This is a genomic window from Acinetobacter towneri, assembly GCF_001758345.1.
GTDB lineage: Bacteria > Pseudomonadota > Gammaproteobacteria > Pseudomonadales > Moraxellaceae > Acinetobacter > Acinetobacter towneri_A.
The window spans coordinates 40,217-57,028 of record NZ_MKQS01000001.1; the positions used below are offsets into that span (position 1 = coordinate 40,217).

Annotated in this window: 13 protein-coding genes and 1 pseudogene; 11 read left to right on the forward strand and 3 right to left on the reverse strand. The window is 40.0% G+C overall.

What is annotated here, in order from left to right:
- Positions 1-381 precede the first annotated feature (381 nt).
- Positions 382-1,458, forward strand: a complete 1,077-nt coding sequence (gene alr, locus BJN41_RS00180; protein WP_070152036.1) for an alanine racemase — start codon at positions 382-384, stop codon at positions 1,456-1,458.
- A 179-nt stretch (positions 1,459-1,637) separates the two neighbouring features.
- Here alr and BJN41_RS15070 read toward each other — a convergent pair.
- Positions 1,638-1,852, reverse strand: a pseudogene (locus BJN41_RS15070) (IS30 family transposase); the annotation flags it as partial.
- 258 nt (positions 1,853-2,110) lie between these two features.
- On the opposite strand from BJN41_RS15070, the gene BJN41_RS00185 reads away from it, so the two are divergent.
- A complete protein-coding gene (locus tag BJN41_RS00185) occupies positions 2,111-3,289 on the forward strand; it encodes an acetyl-CoA C-acetyltransferase (RefSeq protein ID WP_070152039.1) in 1,179 nt (392 codons plus the stop codon).
- A 168-nt stretch (positions 3,290-3,457) separates the two neighbouring features.
- On the opposite strand, the gene BJN41_RS00190 is transcribed toward BJN41_RS00185, so the two are convergent.
- Positions 3,458-4,057 carry a hypothetical protein gene (locus tag BJN41_RS00190; protein ID WP_004973138.1) on the reverse strand — a complete coding sequence of 200 codons (600 nt, stop codon included), beginning with the start codon at positions 4,055-4,057 and terminating at the stop codon, positions 3,458-3,460.
- 398 nt (positions 4,058-4,455) lie between these two features.
- Here BJN41_RS00190 and BJN41_RS15695 point away from each other — a divergent pair, with 398 nt between their 5' ends.
- The gene (locus BJN41_RS15695; RefSeq protein WP_070152042.1) at positions 4,456-5,454 is read left to right on the forward strand and encodes a helix-turn-helix transcriptional regulator; all 999 of its coding nucleotides are present in this window, start codon (positions 4,456-4,458) and stop codon (positions 5,452-5,454) included.
- A gap of 345 nt (positions 5,455-5,799) precedes the next feature.
- Here BJN41_RS15695 and mnmG read toward each other — a convergent pair whose 3' ends face one another.
- Positions 5,800-7,680 carry a tRNA uridine-5-carboxymethylaminomethyl(34) synthesis enzyme MnmG gene (gene mnmG / locus BJN41_RS00200; RefSeq protein WP_070152044.1) on the reverse strand — a complete coding sequence of 627 codons (1,881 nt, stop codon included), beginning with the start codon at positions 7,678-7,680 and terminating at the stop codon, positions 5,800-5,802.
- 253 nt (positions 7,681-7,933) lie between these two features.
- Here mnmG and BJN41_RS00205 point away from each other — a divergent pair, with 253 nt between their 5' ends.
- From BJN41_RS00205 to purD, 8 genes are all read left to right on the forward strand, one after another.
- The gene (locus BJN41_RS00205) at positions 7,934-8,290 is read left to right on the forward strand and encodes a hypothetical protein (protein ID WP_019837989.1); all 357 of its coding nucleotides are present in this window, start codon (positions 7,934-7,936) and stop codon (positions 8,288-8,290) included.
- A 209-nt stretch (positions 8,291-8,499) separates the two neighbouring features.
- On the forward strand, positions 8,500-9,411 hold the full coding sequence (locus BJN41_RS00210; protein WP_019837990.1) for a bile acid:sodium symporter family protein: 912 nt from the start codon (positions 8,500-8,502) through the stop codon (positions 9,409-9,411).
- Positions 9,412-9,499: 88 nt separating this feature from the next.
- On the forward strand, positions 9,500-10,381 hold the full coding sequence (locus BJN41_RS00215; protein ID WP_019837991.1) for a bile acid:sodium symporter family protein: 882 nt from the start codon (positions 9,500-9,502) through the stop codon (positions 10,379-10,381).
- 255 nt (positions 10,382-10,636) lie between these two features.
- On the forward strand, positions 10,637-11,539 hold the full coding sequence (prmA, locus tag BJN41_RS00220) for a 50S ribosomal protein L11 methyltransferase (RefSeq protein ID WP_070152047.1): 903 nt from the start codon (positions 10,637-10,639) through the stop codon (positions 11,537-11,539).
- Positions 11,540-11,555: 16 nt separating this feature from the next.
- Positions 11,556-12,410: a DUF3426 domain-containing protein gene (locus BJN41_RS00225; protein WP_019837993.1), complete on the forward strand. Its 855-nt coding sequence runs from the start codon at positions 11,556-11,558 to the stop codon at positions 12,408-12,410.
- Positions 12,411-12,800: 390 nt separating this feature from the next.
- The gene (gene fis / locus BJN41_RS00230; RefSeq protein WP_001086304.1) at positions 12,801-13,070 is read left to right on the forward strand and encodes a DNA-binding transcriptional regulator Fis; all 270 of its coding nucleotides are present in this window, start codon (positions 12,801-12,803) and stop codon (positions 13,068-13,070) included.
- 92 nt (positions 13,071-13,162) lie between these two features.
- The gene (gene purH, locus BJN41_RS00235; protein WP_019837994.1) at positions 13,163-14,737 is read left to right on the forward strand and encodes a bifunctional phosphoribosylaminoimidazolecarboxamide formyltransferase/IMP cyclohydrolase; all 1,575 of its coding nucleotides are present in this window, start codon (positions 13,163-13,165) and stop codon (positions 14,735-14,737) included.
- Between the two features lie 168 nt (positions 14,738-14,905).
- The gene (gene purD, locus BJN41_RS00240) at positions 14,906-16,189 is read left to right on the forward strand and encodes a phosphoribosylamine--glycine ligase (protein WP_019837995.1); all 1,284 of its coding nucleotides are present in this window, start codon (positions 14,906-14,908) and stop codon (positions 16,187-16,189) included.
- The last annotated feature ends 623 nt before the right edge of the window (positions 16,190-16,812 follow it).

Genomic DNA, 16,812 nt, shown 5'->3' on the forward strand with positions numbered 1-16,812 from the left:
TAGTTTAAAATACATTTTTTAATCTCTTTGAGTTCATTTAAATTACAAACCCACTCTCCGCACTCATTTGATTCTTGCCCAACTCGTACAGTTCAGAATTTTCCTGAGTGAGAGCATCTAAAGCCAGGATAGCTTTTAGAATGTATAATTTTATATAAAATAGAGCCTGAAACTTTTACAAATTATTTGCAATCAATAACCTAATAGATTTTTCGATCTTAAGTTAATTTATGATCAAAAACTTAAATGTTCATGTCTATTTGAGGTCGATAAGTCTACAATAGTGAATATTTTTAAATAGAACTATTTTTAGTATTTATTTATCACTCCACAGTGTATCTAACACAAATTACCAATTGTCATTCCCAAGGAGTATTTAGGGTGCGCCAAGCAACAGTTTATATTGACAGTCAGGCACTGCAATATAATTTAAACCGTGTCAAACAACTTGCCCCAACAGCAAAAATTGTTAGCATGGTCAAGGCCAATGCTTACGGACATGGTGTAAAAGACTGCTTAGCAGCTTTAAAAGACAGCGATGCCTTTGGTGTCGCTTGCGTTGAAGAAGCCTTAGAAATTCGTGAATTGGGATATACGCAGCCCATCACCCTGATTGAAGGTGTTTTTTCTGCCGATGAAATGCAAAGTGTGTTGGCACACAAATTGGAATGTGTAGTGCATCATCAAGCACAGCTCGATTGGCTACTACAACATAAAGCTGATTATATCGCACAAGGCTTAAAAGTCTGGGTCAAACTCAACAGCGGCATGAATCGTTTAGGTTTTAAAATTCCTGAAATTATTGATGTGATTCACATGCTCAAAGCCGAAGGTTTTACCTGTGTGTTGACCATGCATTTTGCCAATGCCGATGGCGACCATGCTTTGAATGATCAACAAGTCGCACAATTTTTGCATGTCAAAGACAATTGCAGCCCTATTCTTGCTTCTTGCTGCAACTCTGCTGCAATCTATCGTTATCCCGAATTGCATTTTGATTATGTACGCCCAGGCATTATGCTTTACGGTGCAACGCCTTTTGCCGCACATAATGTGCATACACTCGACTTAAAGCCTGTGATGACTTTAAATGCAGAAGTCATTGCACTCAATGAAATTGATGCAGGTGAACACGTTGGCTACGGTTCAACCTTTACTGCAGAACAAGCCATGCGAATCGCTATTGTTTCAATTGGCTATGGTGATGGCTATCCACGTACATTTGTGCAGCCGAATTTTGTTGCGATTGGTTCAAAACTGACGCCTGTACTTGGTCGTGTGTCAATGGATATGATTGCTATTGATGTCACAGGTTTGGACGTTGAATTAGGCACACAAGTTGAATTATGGGGCAAACACCGATTGGTGGATGATGTTGCCACGGCCAATGGCACGATTGGTTATGAGTTATTATGTCGTTTAAGTTCTCGTCCACAGCGTAAGGCAACCAGCATTTAGCATTCTTTTCTGGATCTGTTGCATGTAGCAGTTTTGTTGCATGCAATCGTCTAAGCGACTTTCTTTTCTTGCTTCGATATTTTCTTCTCGCTTTTAATTTGGTGGATTCAAGAAGCATGCGCAGCAGTTTAAAATCTAGCCATAACTTTCGTTGGCGTATACCGACCTCATGTTTTTCATGGATGATGGTTGAGTGCAAATTCTATCTGCTCTATTTGTTCGTGTGATATGTCATCAAACGATGCTGATTTTGGCAGATTTTGACGGGTCAAAACATTCGTAAACCATCTTATACATAAGTAATCTTTCTTATTAATCCTCTCGTTAGCCCTAAATGAAAAATAGGTACATACAGGCTCTTTCGGTCAACGAGTGTTAATAAAGCACCTTTATTTTGAAAACATCAAACAATGCAATAGCTCGCATGTACAGAGTATCATTCTAAGTCTTGGTGGCAGACTTGTGTCACACCGTATGCGGGCGAACAAGTTCCAGCCCATACCCTGTTTTACGCATTACCTACGATTGAAGCAGCACCAAGTCGCTCAGTTTTGGTAAATTTATTTTAAGCAGTCATATATCAACAGCCAAGCACATGTTATAAATCCTTGTGCTTATACAAAAAGATGTACATTAAATTTAAGGATATAAAATGAACGATGTTGTCATTGTTGCTGCAAAACGTACTGCAATTGGTAGTTTTTTGGGTAGCCTCTCTTCTTTATCTGCACCACAATTGGGGCAAATAGCAATTCGTGCGGTATTAGACAGTGCCAAAGTACAGCCTGAACAAGTTGATCAGGTGATTATGGGCAACGTACTCACTACAGGTGTAGGACAAAACCCTGCGCGTCAAGCTGCAATTGCTGCGGGTATTCCTGTGCAAGTTCCTGCAACAACACTAAACGTTGTATGTGGTTCAGGTTTACGTGCCGTACATTTGGCTGTACAAGCGATTCAGTGCAGTGAAGCAGAAATTGTAGTTGCTGGTGGTCAAGAATCCATGTCACAAAGCGCACACTATATGCAGTTGCGTAACGGGCAAAAAATGGGGAATGCACAGTTGATCGACAGCATGGTGGCTGATGGCTTAACCGATGCTTATAACCAATATCACATGRGCATTACCGCAGAAAATATTGTAGAAAAACTTGGTTTAAACCGCGAAGAGCAAGATCAATTAGCACTCACGTCACAACAACGTGCGGCTGCAGCACAAGCGGCTGGTAAATTTAAAGATGAAATTGCAGCGGTCAGTATTCCCCAGCGCAAAGGGGATCCAATTGTATTTGCTGAAGATGAATACATCAAAGCCAATACCTCCCTTGAAAGTTTGAGTAAATTGCGTCCCGCATTCAAAAAAGAGGGCAGCGTAACTGCAGGTAATGCTTCTGGAATCAATGATGGTGCAGCTGCAGTATTAATGATGAGCGCAGACAAAGCTGCAACTTTAGGTCTACAACCTTTAGCACGCATTAAAGCCTATGCAATGTCAGGTATTGAGCCTGAGATTATGGGTCTTGGTCCGGTTGAAGCAGTGAAGAAAACCTTAAATAATGCTGGCTGGAGCATAGATGAAGTCGATTTATTTGAAGCCAATGAAGCCTTTGCTGCACAAGCGTTAGGTGTTGCCAAAGAACTGGGCTTAGACTTTGATAAAGTAAACGTGAATGGGGGTGCGATTGCCCTCGGTCACCCGATTGGTGCTTCAGGTTGCCGTATCCTCGTGACGTTACTACACGAAATGCAACGCCGTGATGCGAAAAAAGGCATCGCAACGCTTTGCGTAGGCGGTGGCATGGGGGTTGCACTTGCGGTTGAACGCGACTAAGTAACCGAGCCGAAAGTACTGCACGAGTCAAATCTGTAAAATTTGGCAGCTACTCAATGCCAGCAATAAATTTTAGACCTAATGGGAGCTTCGGCTTCCATTATTTTTTAGCTACGCAGAGCTTATAAATAATATTGTTGCCGATCAGTTTTATATGACAAGTACGACTTAATCTACCGAAAGCAAGTGCTGAATATGATCACTAAAGTGATAAAAATGCATGGTATCGGGTTGCTGTTTCAGTTGTTGCCATGCATCTACAAACGACGTCCAACCTAAATCTTTTAGGCATTGCACAATCATTTCCAATTGCGACAAAGTCTTTTCAGTCGATTGTTTTAACCGAATTTGTCGGTCTAATTGTTCAATTTTTTGCCCCAATTGGAAAAATAAATATATCTGCTGTGGTTCTGCATCTAATAGTGCTTCGCAGTCTTGTACCACATCACAAATATAACTCGCGTTATCGCACGCATTTTGAATACATTGCTGTAATTCAACATAAGTAGCTTTAGAAAACACCTGTGCCAAGTTTTGAATTTTTGTCCGTGTTTGCTCAAACTGCATCGCAAATGAAGCAGGCTGTTCTTCGTTTAAAATCAATTCATTTAAAGAAGCTGCATCAAATGCAGGCAAACAAAAGGCATGTGCATAAGTCAAAGCAGCATCATTTTGTTTAAATGGAAATTGCTGACATACATATTGAATACGGGTTAAATATCGGGCTAACCAAAAAATTTCTCGCGCATCGCTGCTAGATAAATTCACGGTTGTTTCATCCTCCTAACTCTAAGGTCTGTTGATAATTCATCGCGATAAAGCACCTCAATCGCCTTGCCCAATTAACCTACAGCACTCATCCACTCAGACCGCTTTTATTTACATAAACCTGTATCTACCATACAAAACAATGACGGGTTTTCACTTAAACACAACTATTCAATCTTGCTTTTCTAATTGATCCAAGTATGGCTTGAGGTCATAGTTTCTGATTCACTTCTATTATTTGATTAACTTTGCCCGTCCAAATTTTGTGATATTTACTGCAAAATCTGCGGTTATATTTTGCCCTTTTTCAGTAAAAAACTTGCTAATCATTCCGAGTTTTCTTATTGTGTGGAGGAACAAGTTTTCCTCAGTATGCATTGATCTAGTAAATATTGAATATGTCTATACAAGAAAAAGAAACATCGAATAGTTTGTATCGCCAATGGCAAATTTTATCGCGCCTTTCTACAGGTAAATGGATGGGCACACGTGAATTACACGATGTCTTGCAACGTGAAGGTATCGATATTAGTTTGCGTACGATTCAACGTGACTTAAATCAAATTTCACAGCGCTTTCCAATTGAAAGTAATGGTACCGTACCACAAGGTTGGCGCTGGCGTTCAGATGCACCGATTCAAAGTTTACCGCACATGACCAGCTCTCAAGCGGTGACCTTCATGATGGTTGAGGAACATTTAAAGCACTTGTTACCACCAAGTTTGATTGAAGAAATGAACCCTTGGTTTGATTTAGCTAGACGCAGCCTGTCGAATCAAAACAATGTCCGCCAATGGATTAACCGCGTGAGGATTGTGCCTGCAACTCAACCGTTAATTCCGCCCGTCGTAGACCGCAATGCACAGCAGGCAATTTATGAGGGTTTGCTGCAAGACAAACAACTGGAATGTATTTATCAATCACGTAGCAGTTCAGGCGAAGATAAAACCTATGTCCTGAATCCTTTGGCTTTAGTGCAAAAAGGTGCAGTAATTTACTTAATTTGTACCCGATTTGATAAAACTGATATTCAAACCTTTGCCCTGCATCGTTTTAAAGCAGCTAAAGTTTTAGATTCACGCGCCCTGCATCCAGTTAATTTTGATATTGATGCCTATATTGAATCTGGCGAATTGGGTTTCAGAGTCGATTACAGCAAAGCCACTGAAAATATTCAGCTCAAACTCACCATGCAAAAAGCTGATGCGATTTACTTTGATGAAAGCCAATTAAGCAAAGATCAAACCATGGAAACACTGGAAAATGGCGATGTGTTGGTGACAGCCACTGTTCCTTTTACCTCACAATTGGTTTGGTGGTTGCGTAGTTTTGGTAAAAAGCTGATTCAGATTGAGCCTGTAGAAGTTGCCAATGCGGTGCATCAAACTCAGGAATAAAAAAGCCCCAAATATTGGGGCAATAATATTATCGTTTTCTTTTAAACTTAGTTATTGTGATTACTGATTGAAGTTAAAGTTAAAATTGACTCGGCATTGCACAACATGGGCATGCTAGTTCAGCTGTATTATAACGAATGATTTTTAAAGTGATCTTTTACTCCTCTGTGTGTCGATAAGTGTTAATTTAACTGCTCCTGATTTAGCTGTGAAATCAAAAGATATGCAGTAGTAATCAAGTTTTTTCTTATACACCTTTTCTTCTTTACATAGCAGATGATTTACTTTGTGGCACAAAAATGCCCGCGATATTTAAATTGCGGGCATTTATCAAACTATCAAATCTTATGCAGATTTACGGGACTGTGCATTTTTACGAATGGTGATCATCACCAATTGAACAGCGGCTGGAGTTACACCTGGAATACGACTGGCCTGTGCCAAAGTTTCTGGTAAAACATGCTTTAACTTTAGGGTAATTTCGCGCGATAAACCTGAAACTGCATCATAATCAAAATCTGCGGGGATTTTGGTATCTTCCAAGCGTTTTAATTGTGCAACATCTTCATGCTGACGGTTAATATAACCTGCATATTTCACCGCAATTTCAATTTGATCACCTACTTGTGCAGAAACATCTGAACCCGTTAATTCAGCAATTTGCGCAAAGCTGATATTTGGACGTTTTAACAGATCAATTGCAGAACATTCTTTAGACAAATCTGCACCTGTCATTTCAACAAATTTTTTGCCCATTGGGTTGTTCGGTGCAGCCCACAAATGTTGTAAACGCCCTGTTTCACGTTCTACTGCTTCCATTTTTTCACAGTAAGCCGCCCAACGGGTGTCATCCACCAAACCAAGCTCACGACCAATTGGGGTCAAACGCTGATCGGCATTGTCTTCACGCAACATCAAACGGTATTCCGCACGTGAGGTGAACATGCGGTACGGCTCTTTGGTACCCAGTGTGATCAAATCATCAACCAATACACCAATATAAGCTTCATCACGTTTTGGTGTCCATTGTTCCTGATCCCAAGCGCGACGTGCCGCATTCAAACCAGCCAACACACCTTGAGCACCTGCTTCTTCATAACCCGTCGTGCCATTAATTTGACCTGCAAAATACAAGTTATTAATGGCTTTGGTTTCCAAAGTAAATTTCAAGGCTTGTGGATTAAAGTAATCATATTCAATCGCATAACCTGGACGCAAAATATGCGCATTTTCCATACCACGAATTGAACGAACTAACTCGAACTGCACATCAAACGGTAAAGACGTTGAAATCCCATTTGGATACAATTCATGTGTATCTAAACCTTCAGGCTCCAAAAATACCTGATGCGAGTCTTTATCAGAAAAACGGTGAATTTTATCTTCAATCGATGGGCAATAACGTGGACCAACACCTTCAATTACACCTGTATACATAGGTGAACGATCTAAACCACCGCGAATAATTTCGTGAGTACGTTCATTGGTATGCGTGATATAGCAGTTCACTTGTTCAGGGTGCATCGACACATCACCCATGAATGACATGGTTGGCGATGGGAAATCACCCGGCTGCGGAATCATGACTGAAAAATCGACTGAACGTGCATCAATACGTGGTGGCGTACCTGTTTTTAAACGACCAACAGGCAAATTTAATTCACGTAAACGCGCCGCCAAAGCAATTGATGGAGGATCACCCGCACGACCACCACTGGATTTTTCTAAACCAATGTGAATCACACCACCCAAGAATGTACCTGTGGTCAATACCACGGTTTTCGCATTAAAGCGAATTCCCATTTGGGTGACGACACCTTTTACGGTATCGCCATCTACAATCAGGTCATCTGCTGCTTGTTGGAAAATATCTAAATTAGCTTGATTTTCTAAAGTAGCGCGAATCGCAGCTTTAAAGCGAACACGGTCTGCCTGCGCACGTGTTGCACGAACCGCAGCACCTTTACGCGAGTTCAAAATACGGAATTGAATCCCGCTTTTATCGGCAGCTAATGCCATTGCACCGCCTAATGCATCAATCTCACGCACCAAATGCGACTTCCCAATTCCCCCAATTGCAGGGTTACAGCTCATCTGCCCTAAAGTCTCAATGTTATGAGTTAAGAGTAAGGTTTGACGACCCATACGTGCTGCTGCAAGCGCCGCTTCGGTGCCTGCATGACCGCCACCAATAACAATGACATCGTAAACTTTAGGATAGTGCATAATGGTCAATGAGAGATAAAAAATAAAGACAGAATATTATAGCAAAACTTGTGGCATAAGTTGACAGATTCAGTCGATTTTATTGAGGTTTATTACCCCTAATCCCTCTACAAAATTAATATTTTGTAATGTAAATTTGCATTTTTACTGTACATAAAAACATTTAGACCTAAAAATTAACCAGATCATCATTGTTTTAATTTGTCTATTTTTTATCCTTATAGCACAGCTATGATAAACAAAGGGAAACATCATGAATAAGAAAATTTTACTGTCCTCTATGCTTTTTAGCTTATTGTTCAGTCCATTTGCACTGCAGGCAAATGATAAAGTCGAAACCGTCTATAACGCACAAAAATTCCAGCAAGTATGTAAAGGTAAAACTCAGGGCGCACCTGTAAGCTTTGCCTATCGCGGAATTATCTGGAATGGTACTTGCGAACCACAGTTCTTTAGTTCATCTAAAGCAATTCAATTACAAGGCAATGAGCCTGAATTATATCGTTCTTGTGCGGCAGATGCACAAACTACAGTCATTACATTTAATGGTACGGAGTTAAAAGGGAAATGTGCTTTAGGCTTTACGCCACCACGTCCTGCTGCAATGTGAGCCCCATCGTCGGATGTCACATTTCTTCACGAAGGGATCGTTTTTCCCGAACTGATGGGTTACCCTACTCACCTGAATATAAGCATAAAACCTCCAAAGCAGTCATTGTAAAGAAATGACTGCTTTGTTTATTGCACAATCAAAAAAAACAATTACACTACAAAAGAGAAGGAAAACTTAAAACCAAAAAAAAGAATAAAGGATGTGCTATGGATTCAGGCTTTTTTACCTTTTTTCTATCATTGACCTTGTCTGTGATGATGATGGGCTTAGGCTTACAACTCACGCCAAGAGATTTCATTCGGGTTAGTCAATTTCCTAAAGTCATTTTTTTAACGCTTTTGTCACAATTGGTCATCTTGCCTGTTTTAGCATTTTCAATTTGTTTGTTTTTAGAATTACCACCACTATTGTCAATTGGATTAATGCTGCTTGCTGCCTCACCCGGGGGACCTACTTCGAACTTATTTAGCTATGTCTATAAAGGTGACGTTGCCCTAAATATTACTCTAACCGCGACGAATTCTGTAATGGCAACCTTTACCCTGCCTTTTATTGTCAATTTGTCTTTTCTGTATTTTATGACCGATCAACAACAAATTGGTATGCCCATTGAAAAAATGGCTCAGGTCTTTTTACTGATTATCGTGCCTGTATGTGTAGGAATGGCTATACGTAATGCGATTCCACAAATTGCATTACAATTGGGTAAACCTATGCGTTTGATGTCCATTTATTTTATTTTAGTTTTATTCTTTTATGCACTTTTCCGCGAACGCGCCAATGTTTTTGACTATTTCAGCGCCATTGGTATCGCAACAGCACTATTTTGCTTTTTAAGTTTGCTCATTGGTTATCTTGTACCGTATTTAGCGGGGGTGCCTGATCAACAAGCACGCTCTTGTTGTTTTGAAATTGGCATTCATAATACTGCTGTTGCTTTAACCATTGCACTATCGGTTTTGCAAAGCACTGAAATTGCTATTCCTTCTGCGATATACACCATTTTTATGTATATGTTCAGCTTTATTTTAGGGAATATGTTGGCTAGACAATCTGCAAAACTTGCCCTTCGACACAAACAGGAACAGAGTTTCAACCACAACAAAAACACAATTTAAGACGTGCGCAAGATTAAATTAACCACAGATTGAACAAACAGTTAAATATCAAATAAATTATTGTAGATATAAAAACAAAGGAGTGTTTATGGATTCAGGATTAATCACAATATTTTTGCCACTGGCTTTGGCTGTGGTCATGGCTGGACTTGGCTTAGAACTCACTCCTAACGACTTTAAACGGGTGAGCAAACACCCAAAAGCAGTATTTATTGCTTTATTTTGTCAATTAGTTGTTTTGACCACAATTGCTTTCTTCATTTGTAAACTAATGAATTTACCACCACTGCTTGCAGTGGGACTCATGCTACTGGCAGCATCTCCTGGTGGGCCAACGGCCAACTTATTTAGCTATTTATATAAAGGTGATATTGCCCTAAACATTACCCTTACTGCCGTAAACTCCGTGATTGCAGCATTTACCTTGCCACTCATTGTCAACTTTGCCATTCAGCATTTTATGCAGGATGGGCAACAAGTCGGCTTACAGTTTACCAAAGTGTTGCAGGTGTTTTTAATTATTATTATCCCTGTCACTTTAGGGATGTTGGTACGTCATTTTAGCCCGCAAACGGCAGACCGCTTAAACAAACCTGTACGTATTTTTGCTGTGGTTTTTCTGATTGTGATTATTATTGGCGCAATCGCCAAAGAGCGAAATAACATCATGCTTTATTTGGCAGATGTAGGACTTGCCACTGCCCTGTTCTGTGCCTGCAGTTTATTGATTGGTTATTTTGTCCCGCGTTTCTTTGGTGTAAATAGCCAACAAGCCCGAGCCTGCGCCTTTGAAATTGGCATTCACAACAGCACACTTGCAATGACCATTGCCCTAACTGTTATGGCAAGCTCTACGATTGCCATGCCTGCTGCGGTGTATTCTATTTTCATGTATATCTTTGCGGCAATTTTAGGCACCTTACTCAATCAATTTGCGCCGACATCTGCCTCTGAACAGTCTGTATTCTAAAACAAGTCCCTCAATCATCCCCAATCCAGCAATTTGACTGTTTTGGGGATGATTGAGCGATGATGGTTCAAACAAATTCTTAACTTATATTTTTTAGAGTTATATTTTTGTCACATTATTCGACTATAAGCATAAAGCGAATTTGAAACTTCCAATCGTATAGAGTTTTCCCTTTCGCAATCAGAATAAAAAATAACAGCGTCTGCACCAGTTCAGTTACAATAGCGCTTTCGCATTAAATTTTAGGTTATCTCCGTGAAGTGGTTACAAATACATATTACTGTTGATCAAGCGCAAGTCGATTTTACTGAAACCCTGCTCAGTTCATTGGGTGCAGTCAGCGTAACCTTAGATGATGCGGAAAATCAGGACTTACTTGAGCCACTGCCAGGTGAAACACCACTCTGGAACAAAGTCATTGTGACAGGTATTTATGCACAAGACGAAGGTGAAGAAATTGATGTTGCAGCCTTAAAAACCTTTATTCGTGCGCAAATGCCAGATGCCCCTTTACGCAGTGAATTTTTGGAAGATCAGGTTTGGGAACGCTCATGGATGGATTACTACGAGCCAATCCAGATTGCAGAGAAATTCTGGATTGTACCTGAATGGCTAGAACCACCTGAGGCAGATGCAGTCAATATTAAACTTGACCCAGGTTTGGCTTTTGGTACAGGTAACCATGCCAGTACGTTCCTGTGCCTGCAATGGTTAGGTAAAACCAATGTAAAAGATAAAGTCGTGATCGACTACGGTTGTGGTTCAGGCATTTTAGGGGTAGCAGCTTTGTTGCTCGGTGCAAAAAAAGTCTATGCGACTGATATTGACCCGCAAGCAGTTTTAGCGACCAAACAAAATGCTGAGCTCAACGGCGTACTTGAAAACTTATATGTTGGACTTCCAGAAGAGTTCAATGAAACCATTGGCAATCAAAAAGCAGACATTTTGGTTGCCAATATTTTGGCAGGCCCATTGATGATGCTTGCGCCAGAGTTTGCAACTTTAATTAAATCTGAGGGCGAGTTCGCACTTGCAGGTGTAATTGAAGAGCAAGTTGCTGAAGTTTCTAGTGTTTATTCTAAATTCTTTGATATAGTACAAGTCGAAAAACGTGAAGAAAACTGGTGTCGTATTTCGGGAAAACGCCATCCCCACTAACTGTAATTTTTTAGTTATGAGTGACAAGCAAACCAAGTGCCCAAAATGCCAGTCTGTTTATAAAGTAACCGTTGCGCAGCTGACCGTTGCGCAAGGGATGGTTTGTTGTCCTAAATGCGACAATACCTTTAATGCTCTTTCGCATTTGGTATTTGCCTATCCACAAAATAAAAATTCAGTTACATCACAGTTAAATCACATTCAAAACCACAGTTTTGTACAGGCAACAGCTGAACTTGCGCAAACGCAACATATTTTAGATATTTTTCAGCGTAAAGCGGAACATTCCAATATTGATCTGAAAACCTATCTGAATAACCTAAATTATTTTAGTACCGAACCGATTGGCAACATTCCTGCAATGAACTTGTCTGCGCCTGATCTTGAAAGTGAAAAAAAGCAGGGCAATGGTTACTACTTACTTTGGGGAAGTATTAATTTTTTATTGATTGGTTTGTTGATCTTTCAAATTCTGTTGTTTAACCCCAAGTTTTTAAATAACAGCCCTGCACTGAATTCTGTGTTCACCCAAGTCTGTCAATTTTTCAACTGTAATAATTTTGAAGAACGCTTTAGCCTAGTTTCAGCAAATCGCGTGAAGGTGAAACGTGTAGATAGTGTGAATACACAATTTACGGGTGAACTGATCAATTACTATGACAAAAGCTTGGCTTTACCTAATATCAAAATCACTTTAAAAGAAAAACAACAAACATTATCTACTTATGTTTATTCTCCACAGGAGTATTTGATCGAAAGTCTTTCGCGCATTCAACGCATTCCTCAAAACACACCATTTAAGTTTGACATTGTTGTTCCAGTGTCACGAAACGACTTCGATAACTATACTTTAGAAATTATCAAGCCTTAATTTCCAAAAAAAAGTGAAAAAATAGCGAAAAAAAATAAAAAAAATTGCAGTTTTATTGCTCACTTTTTCTCATACAATGGTATCATACGCGCCACGAAAGCTTTGTGCTACAAACTCCTCGCAAGATTCACAACAAATATTAATCTGTCTAATGCGCTTTATTTTTATATATCGCGTACAGTGTGGATTTTTTTGTTTTGATTTTGGTCTGTAACAATTATTAATGTATTGTTACGCTTAAATTTCGACCAATGTGTAGAGTTGTGGCAAGCTAAATGTTCCAGTTTTAGAACTTCCCGTTTTAGGATCTAAAACGGAGTTCATTTATTTTATAGACCACATTGATATATCACTTTATCCCAGTGATATCTGATTTTCGGATTAATTCGCATGAATAGCAAATCTCCTATTTTTACTGCACAATCTGATGTTGCTTTACGTATTCACGTAGATCGCGCAGTTCGCCATTATTTTGCACAACTACAAGGTGAACAGCCTTCACAAGTGTATGACATGGTGTTAGCAGAAATGGAGAAACCTCTTTTATCTGTTGTTCTGGAATACACTCGCGGTAACCAAACACGCGCTGCTGAAATTCTTGGACTAAACCGTGGAACTTTACGTAAAAAGTTAAAAGCTCACGGTTTAATGAGTGAATAAGTGATAAAATGCTTGCGGCCTCCGCAGGCATTTTTTTTATCTGCATTTTGCTAGTTTGTTTTAATCTGTAATTGAAAACTGTGACGAAGATCATGACTATTAAACGCGCTTTAATCTCTGTTTCTGACAAAACAGGAATTGTTGAATTTGCACAAGAACTTGCTGCTCTTGGGGTAGAAATTTTATCAACTGGTGGTACTTATAAGTTGCTTAAAGATAACAATATTGCTGTCGTAGAAGTATCAGAGCATACTGGTTTCCCTGAAATGATGGATGGTCGAGTAAAAACGTTACACCCTAAAATTCATGGCGGTATCTTGGCTCGTCGTGGTCTAGACGAAGCAGTCATGGCAGAACACAATATTGATGCCATCGACTTGGTAGTAGTTAACCTTTATCCATTTGCTGCGACTGTTGCAAAACCAAATTGTTCACTTGCAGATGCGATTGAGAACATCGACATTGGTGGCCCTACTATGGTTCGCGCTGCAGCAAAAAACCATGCTTCTGTTGGTATTGTAGTAAATGCTTCTGACTACGCGACTGTTATTGCAGAAATGAAAAACAGCGGTGCATTGTCATACGAAACTCGTTTTGATTTAGCAGTGAAAGCTTTTGAACACACTGCACAATACGACGGTATGATTGCCTCTTACTTAGGTGCACGTGTAGGTAAAGAAGAAGGTACTGCTGACAAGTTTGCACGTACTTTCAATACTCAATTGAACAAAGCGCAAGATTTACGTTACGGCGAAAACCCGCATCAATCTGCAGCATTCTATGTAGACCCTGCTGCAACTGAAGCTTCTGTTTCTACTGCGAAGCAGCTTCAAGGTAAAGAATTATCTTATAACAACATTGCAGATACCGATGCCGCACTTGAATGTGTGAAATCATTTGCAAAACCTGCTTGTGTAATCGTAAAACACGCTAACCCATGTGGTGTTGCCGTATCTTTAGATGGTATTCAGGCTGCTTATGACCTTGCCTATGCAACTGACCCTGAATCTGCATTCGGTGGCATTATTGCGTTTAACCGTGAATTAGACGTTGCAACTGCACAAGCAATTGTAGATCGTCAATTCGTTGAAGTGATCATTGCACCAAGTATTGCTGAAGGCGTGCTTGAAGTGACTGGCGCGAAGAAGAACGTACGTGTATTGGTATGTGGTGAGCTTCCTGCGATTGATGCACGCGCTCCACAAATGGATTACAAGCGCGTGAATGGCGGTTTATTGGTTCAAGACCAAGACTTGGGTATGATCAGTAAAGATGACTTAAAAGTTGTGACCAAACGCGCACCAACTGAACAAGAAATTGACGATATGATCTTTGCTTGGAAAGTTGCGAAATACGTAAAATCGAACGCAATTGTTTATGCAAAAAACCGTCAGACCATTGGGGTTGGCGCAGGTCAGATGAGCCGTGTAAACTCTGCTCGTATTGCTGCTATTAAAGCAGAACATGCAGGTTTGGTAGTTGAGGGTGCAGTTATGGCATCTGACGCGTTCTTCCCATTCCGTGATGGTATTGATAACGCTGCTAAGGCTGGTATTAAATGCATTATTCAACCGGGTGGTTCTATGCGTGATGAAGAAACGATTGCTGCAGCCGATGAAGCTGGTATTGCAATGGTCTTCACTGGCATGCGTCATTTCCGTCACTAATTAAACTCATTAATTAGAAGTCGTATTTAATAATCCCCCGAAATCCCCCTTTAATAAAAAGGGGGACTTTTCACGTAAGGGAACTGTGTTTTATGCACAATCCCCTTTCTTTTCTAGTGTGAAAAGCAACGCTTCGCTATGGGGATTTATTCTTTGAGGGATTTTTAGATGAATATTTTAGTTTTAGGTAGTGGCGGTCGTGAACATGCTTTGGCATGGAAAATCGCACAAGATGACAAAGTCGCTAAAGTCTTTGTTGCACCTGGCAATGCAGGTACGGCAACAGAAAACAAATGCGAGAACGTAGCGTTAGATATTCAAAATAACCCTGCGATTATCGACTTTGCCAAAAATAATGCTGTTGATTTAATCATTGTTGGCCCTGAAGCACCATTGGTCAACGGTGTGGTCGATGCCTGCCGTGAAGCGGGTTTAAAAATTTGGGGTCCAACCCAGTTTGCTGCGCAGCTTGAAGGTTCTAAAGCGTTTGCCAAGCACTTCTTAAAACGCCACAACATTCCTACTGCATTCTATGACGTATTCACTGAAGTTGATGCGGCAAAAGCATTTGTTGAGAAAAATGGCGCGCCAATCGTGATCAAGGCGGACGGTCTTGCTGCAGGTAAAGGCGTGATCGTGGCGATGACAAATCAAGAAGCATTCGATGCGATTGATGACATGCTGGCAGGCAACAAATTTGGTGATGCGGGTTCGCGTGTAGTTATTGAAGAATTCCTTGCAGGTGAAGAAGCTTCTTTCATTTGTATGATTGATGGCGACAACATCCTTCCTATGGCAACTTCACAAGACCATAAGCGTATTTTTGAAGGCGACCAAGGTCCAAATACAGGTGGTATGGGTGCGTACTCTCCTGCCCCTGTCGTGACTGCAGACGTATTTGAAAAAACCATGAATGAAGTGATGCGTCCTACTGTTGAAGGTATGAAAAAAGACGGTCATGTTTATACAGGTTTCTTATACGCTGGCTTGATGATTGATGAACAAGGTCAACCTAAAGTGATTGAGTTTAACTGCCGTTTTGGTGACCCTGAAACGCAGCCAATTATGATGCGCTTAAAGTCATCTTTGGTCGATTTGGTTGAAGCAGGTATTGCTGGCAACTTACCTGCCGAAGCAGACTGGGATGAACGCAAAACTGTCGGGATTGTATTAGCGACTGCGGGTTACCCTGAAACTTCAGGCAAAGGTGATGTGATTTCTGGTTTAGAAACACAAATGGCAGATGCGAAAGTATTCCACGCAGGTACAGCAAGCAATGCCGATGGTGAGATTGTGACCAATGGTGGTCGTGTACTGTGTGTAACTGCGCTCGGTAATACCATTGGCGAAGCGCAAGCTAGAGCCCTTGAACTGTGTGAAAAAGTTACCTTTGATGGTGTGCAATATCGTAAAGATATTGGTTATCGTGCCATTGCGCGTGAAAATGCTTAATGTTTTTAGTTTAGTCTAAAAATTTAAGCCCATCAAAAAGCTCGTCACTGTACGAGCTTTTTGTTTATCAGGTTGTAACTCATGTACATTGTGGTAATCTACGTTTATAAAATACTTTAGATCAATAAACATGCAAAAAATAAAAAGCTTCAAAGAATTTTTAATTTCAATATTCGTTGAGTTTACATTGCAAATACTTTTTATTTTTGCAGGATTAATATATTTGGCTTATGTTTTTATAGGGATAGGTTCATTGTTACTCTGTTTGCCTTATATATGGGCGATATATTATCGTTGGAAAAATCATTCATAACTTCTTTTATGTATTTACAGCCATGTTCTGATTCTTGTAACTAAGCCGATTTCATACCGACAATTTCATATCTCGTTTTTTACTATCGATTGCAGAATAAATTTTAAAGCACCTAAATATTTAAACACTTGTTCAAATCCTTAATCTTTACAGAATATATTTATTTATAAGAACTTATTTTGACTTATTCGCTTTCTGTTGTAAAAACAGTGATATGCATAACATACGCAGCACTATATAGAATTATTTTTTATTGTTATGATGGTGCATCTTTTGAAAAAAGTGAAATGCCCATCCATCTCAAAATTAT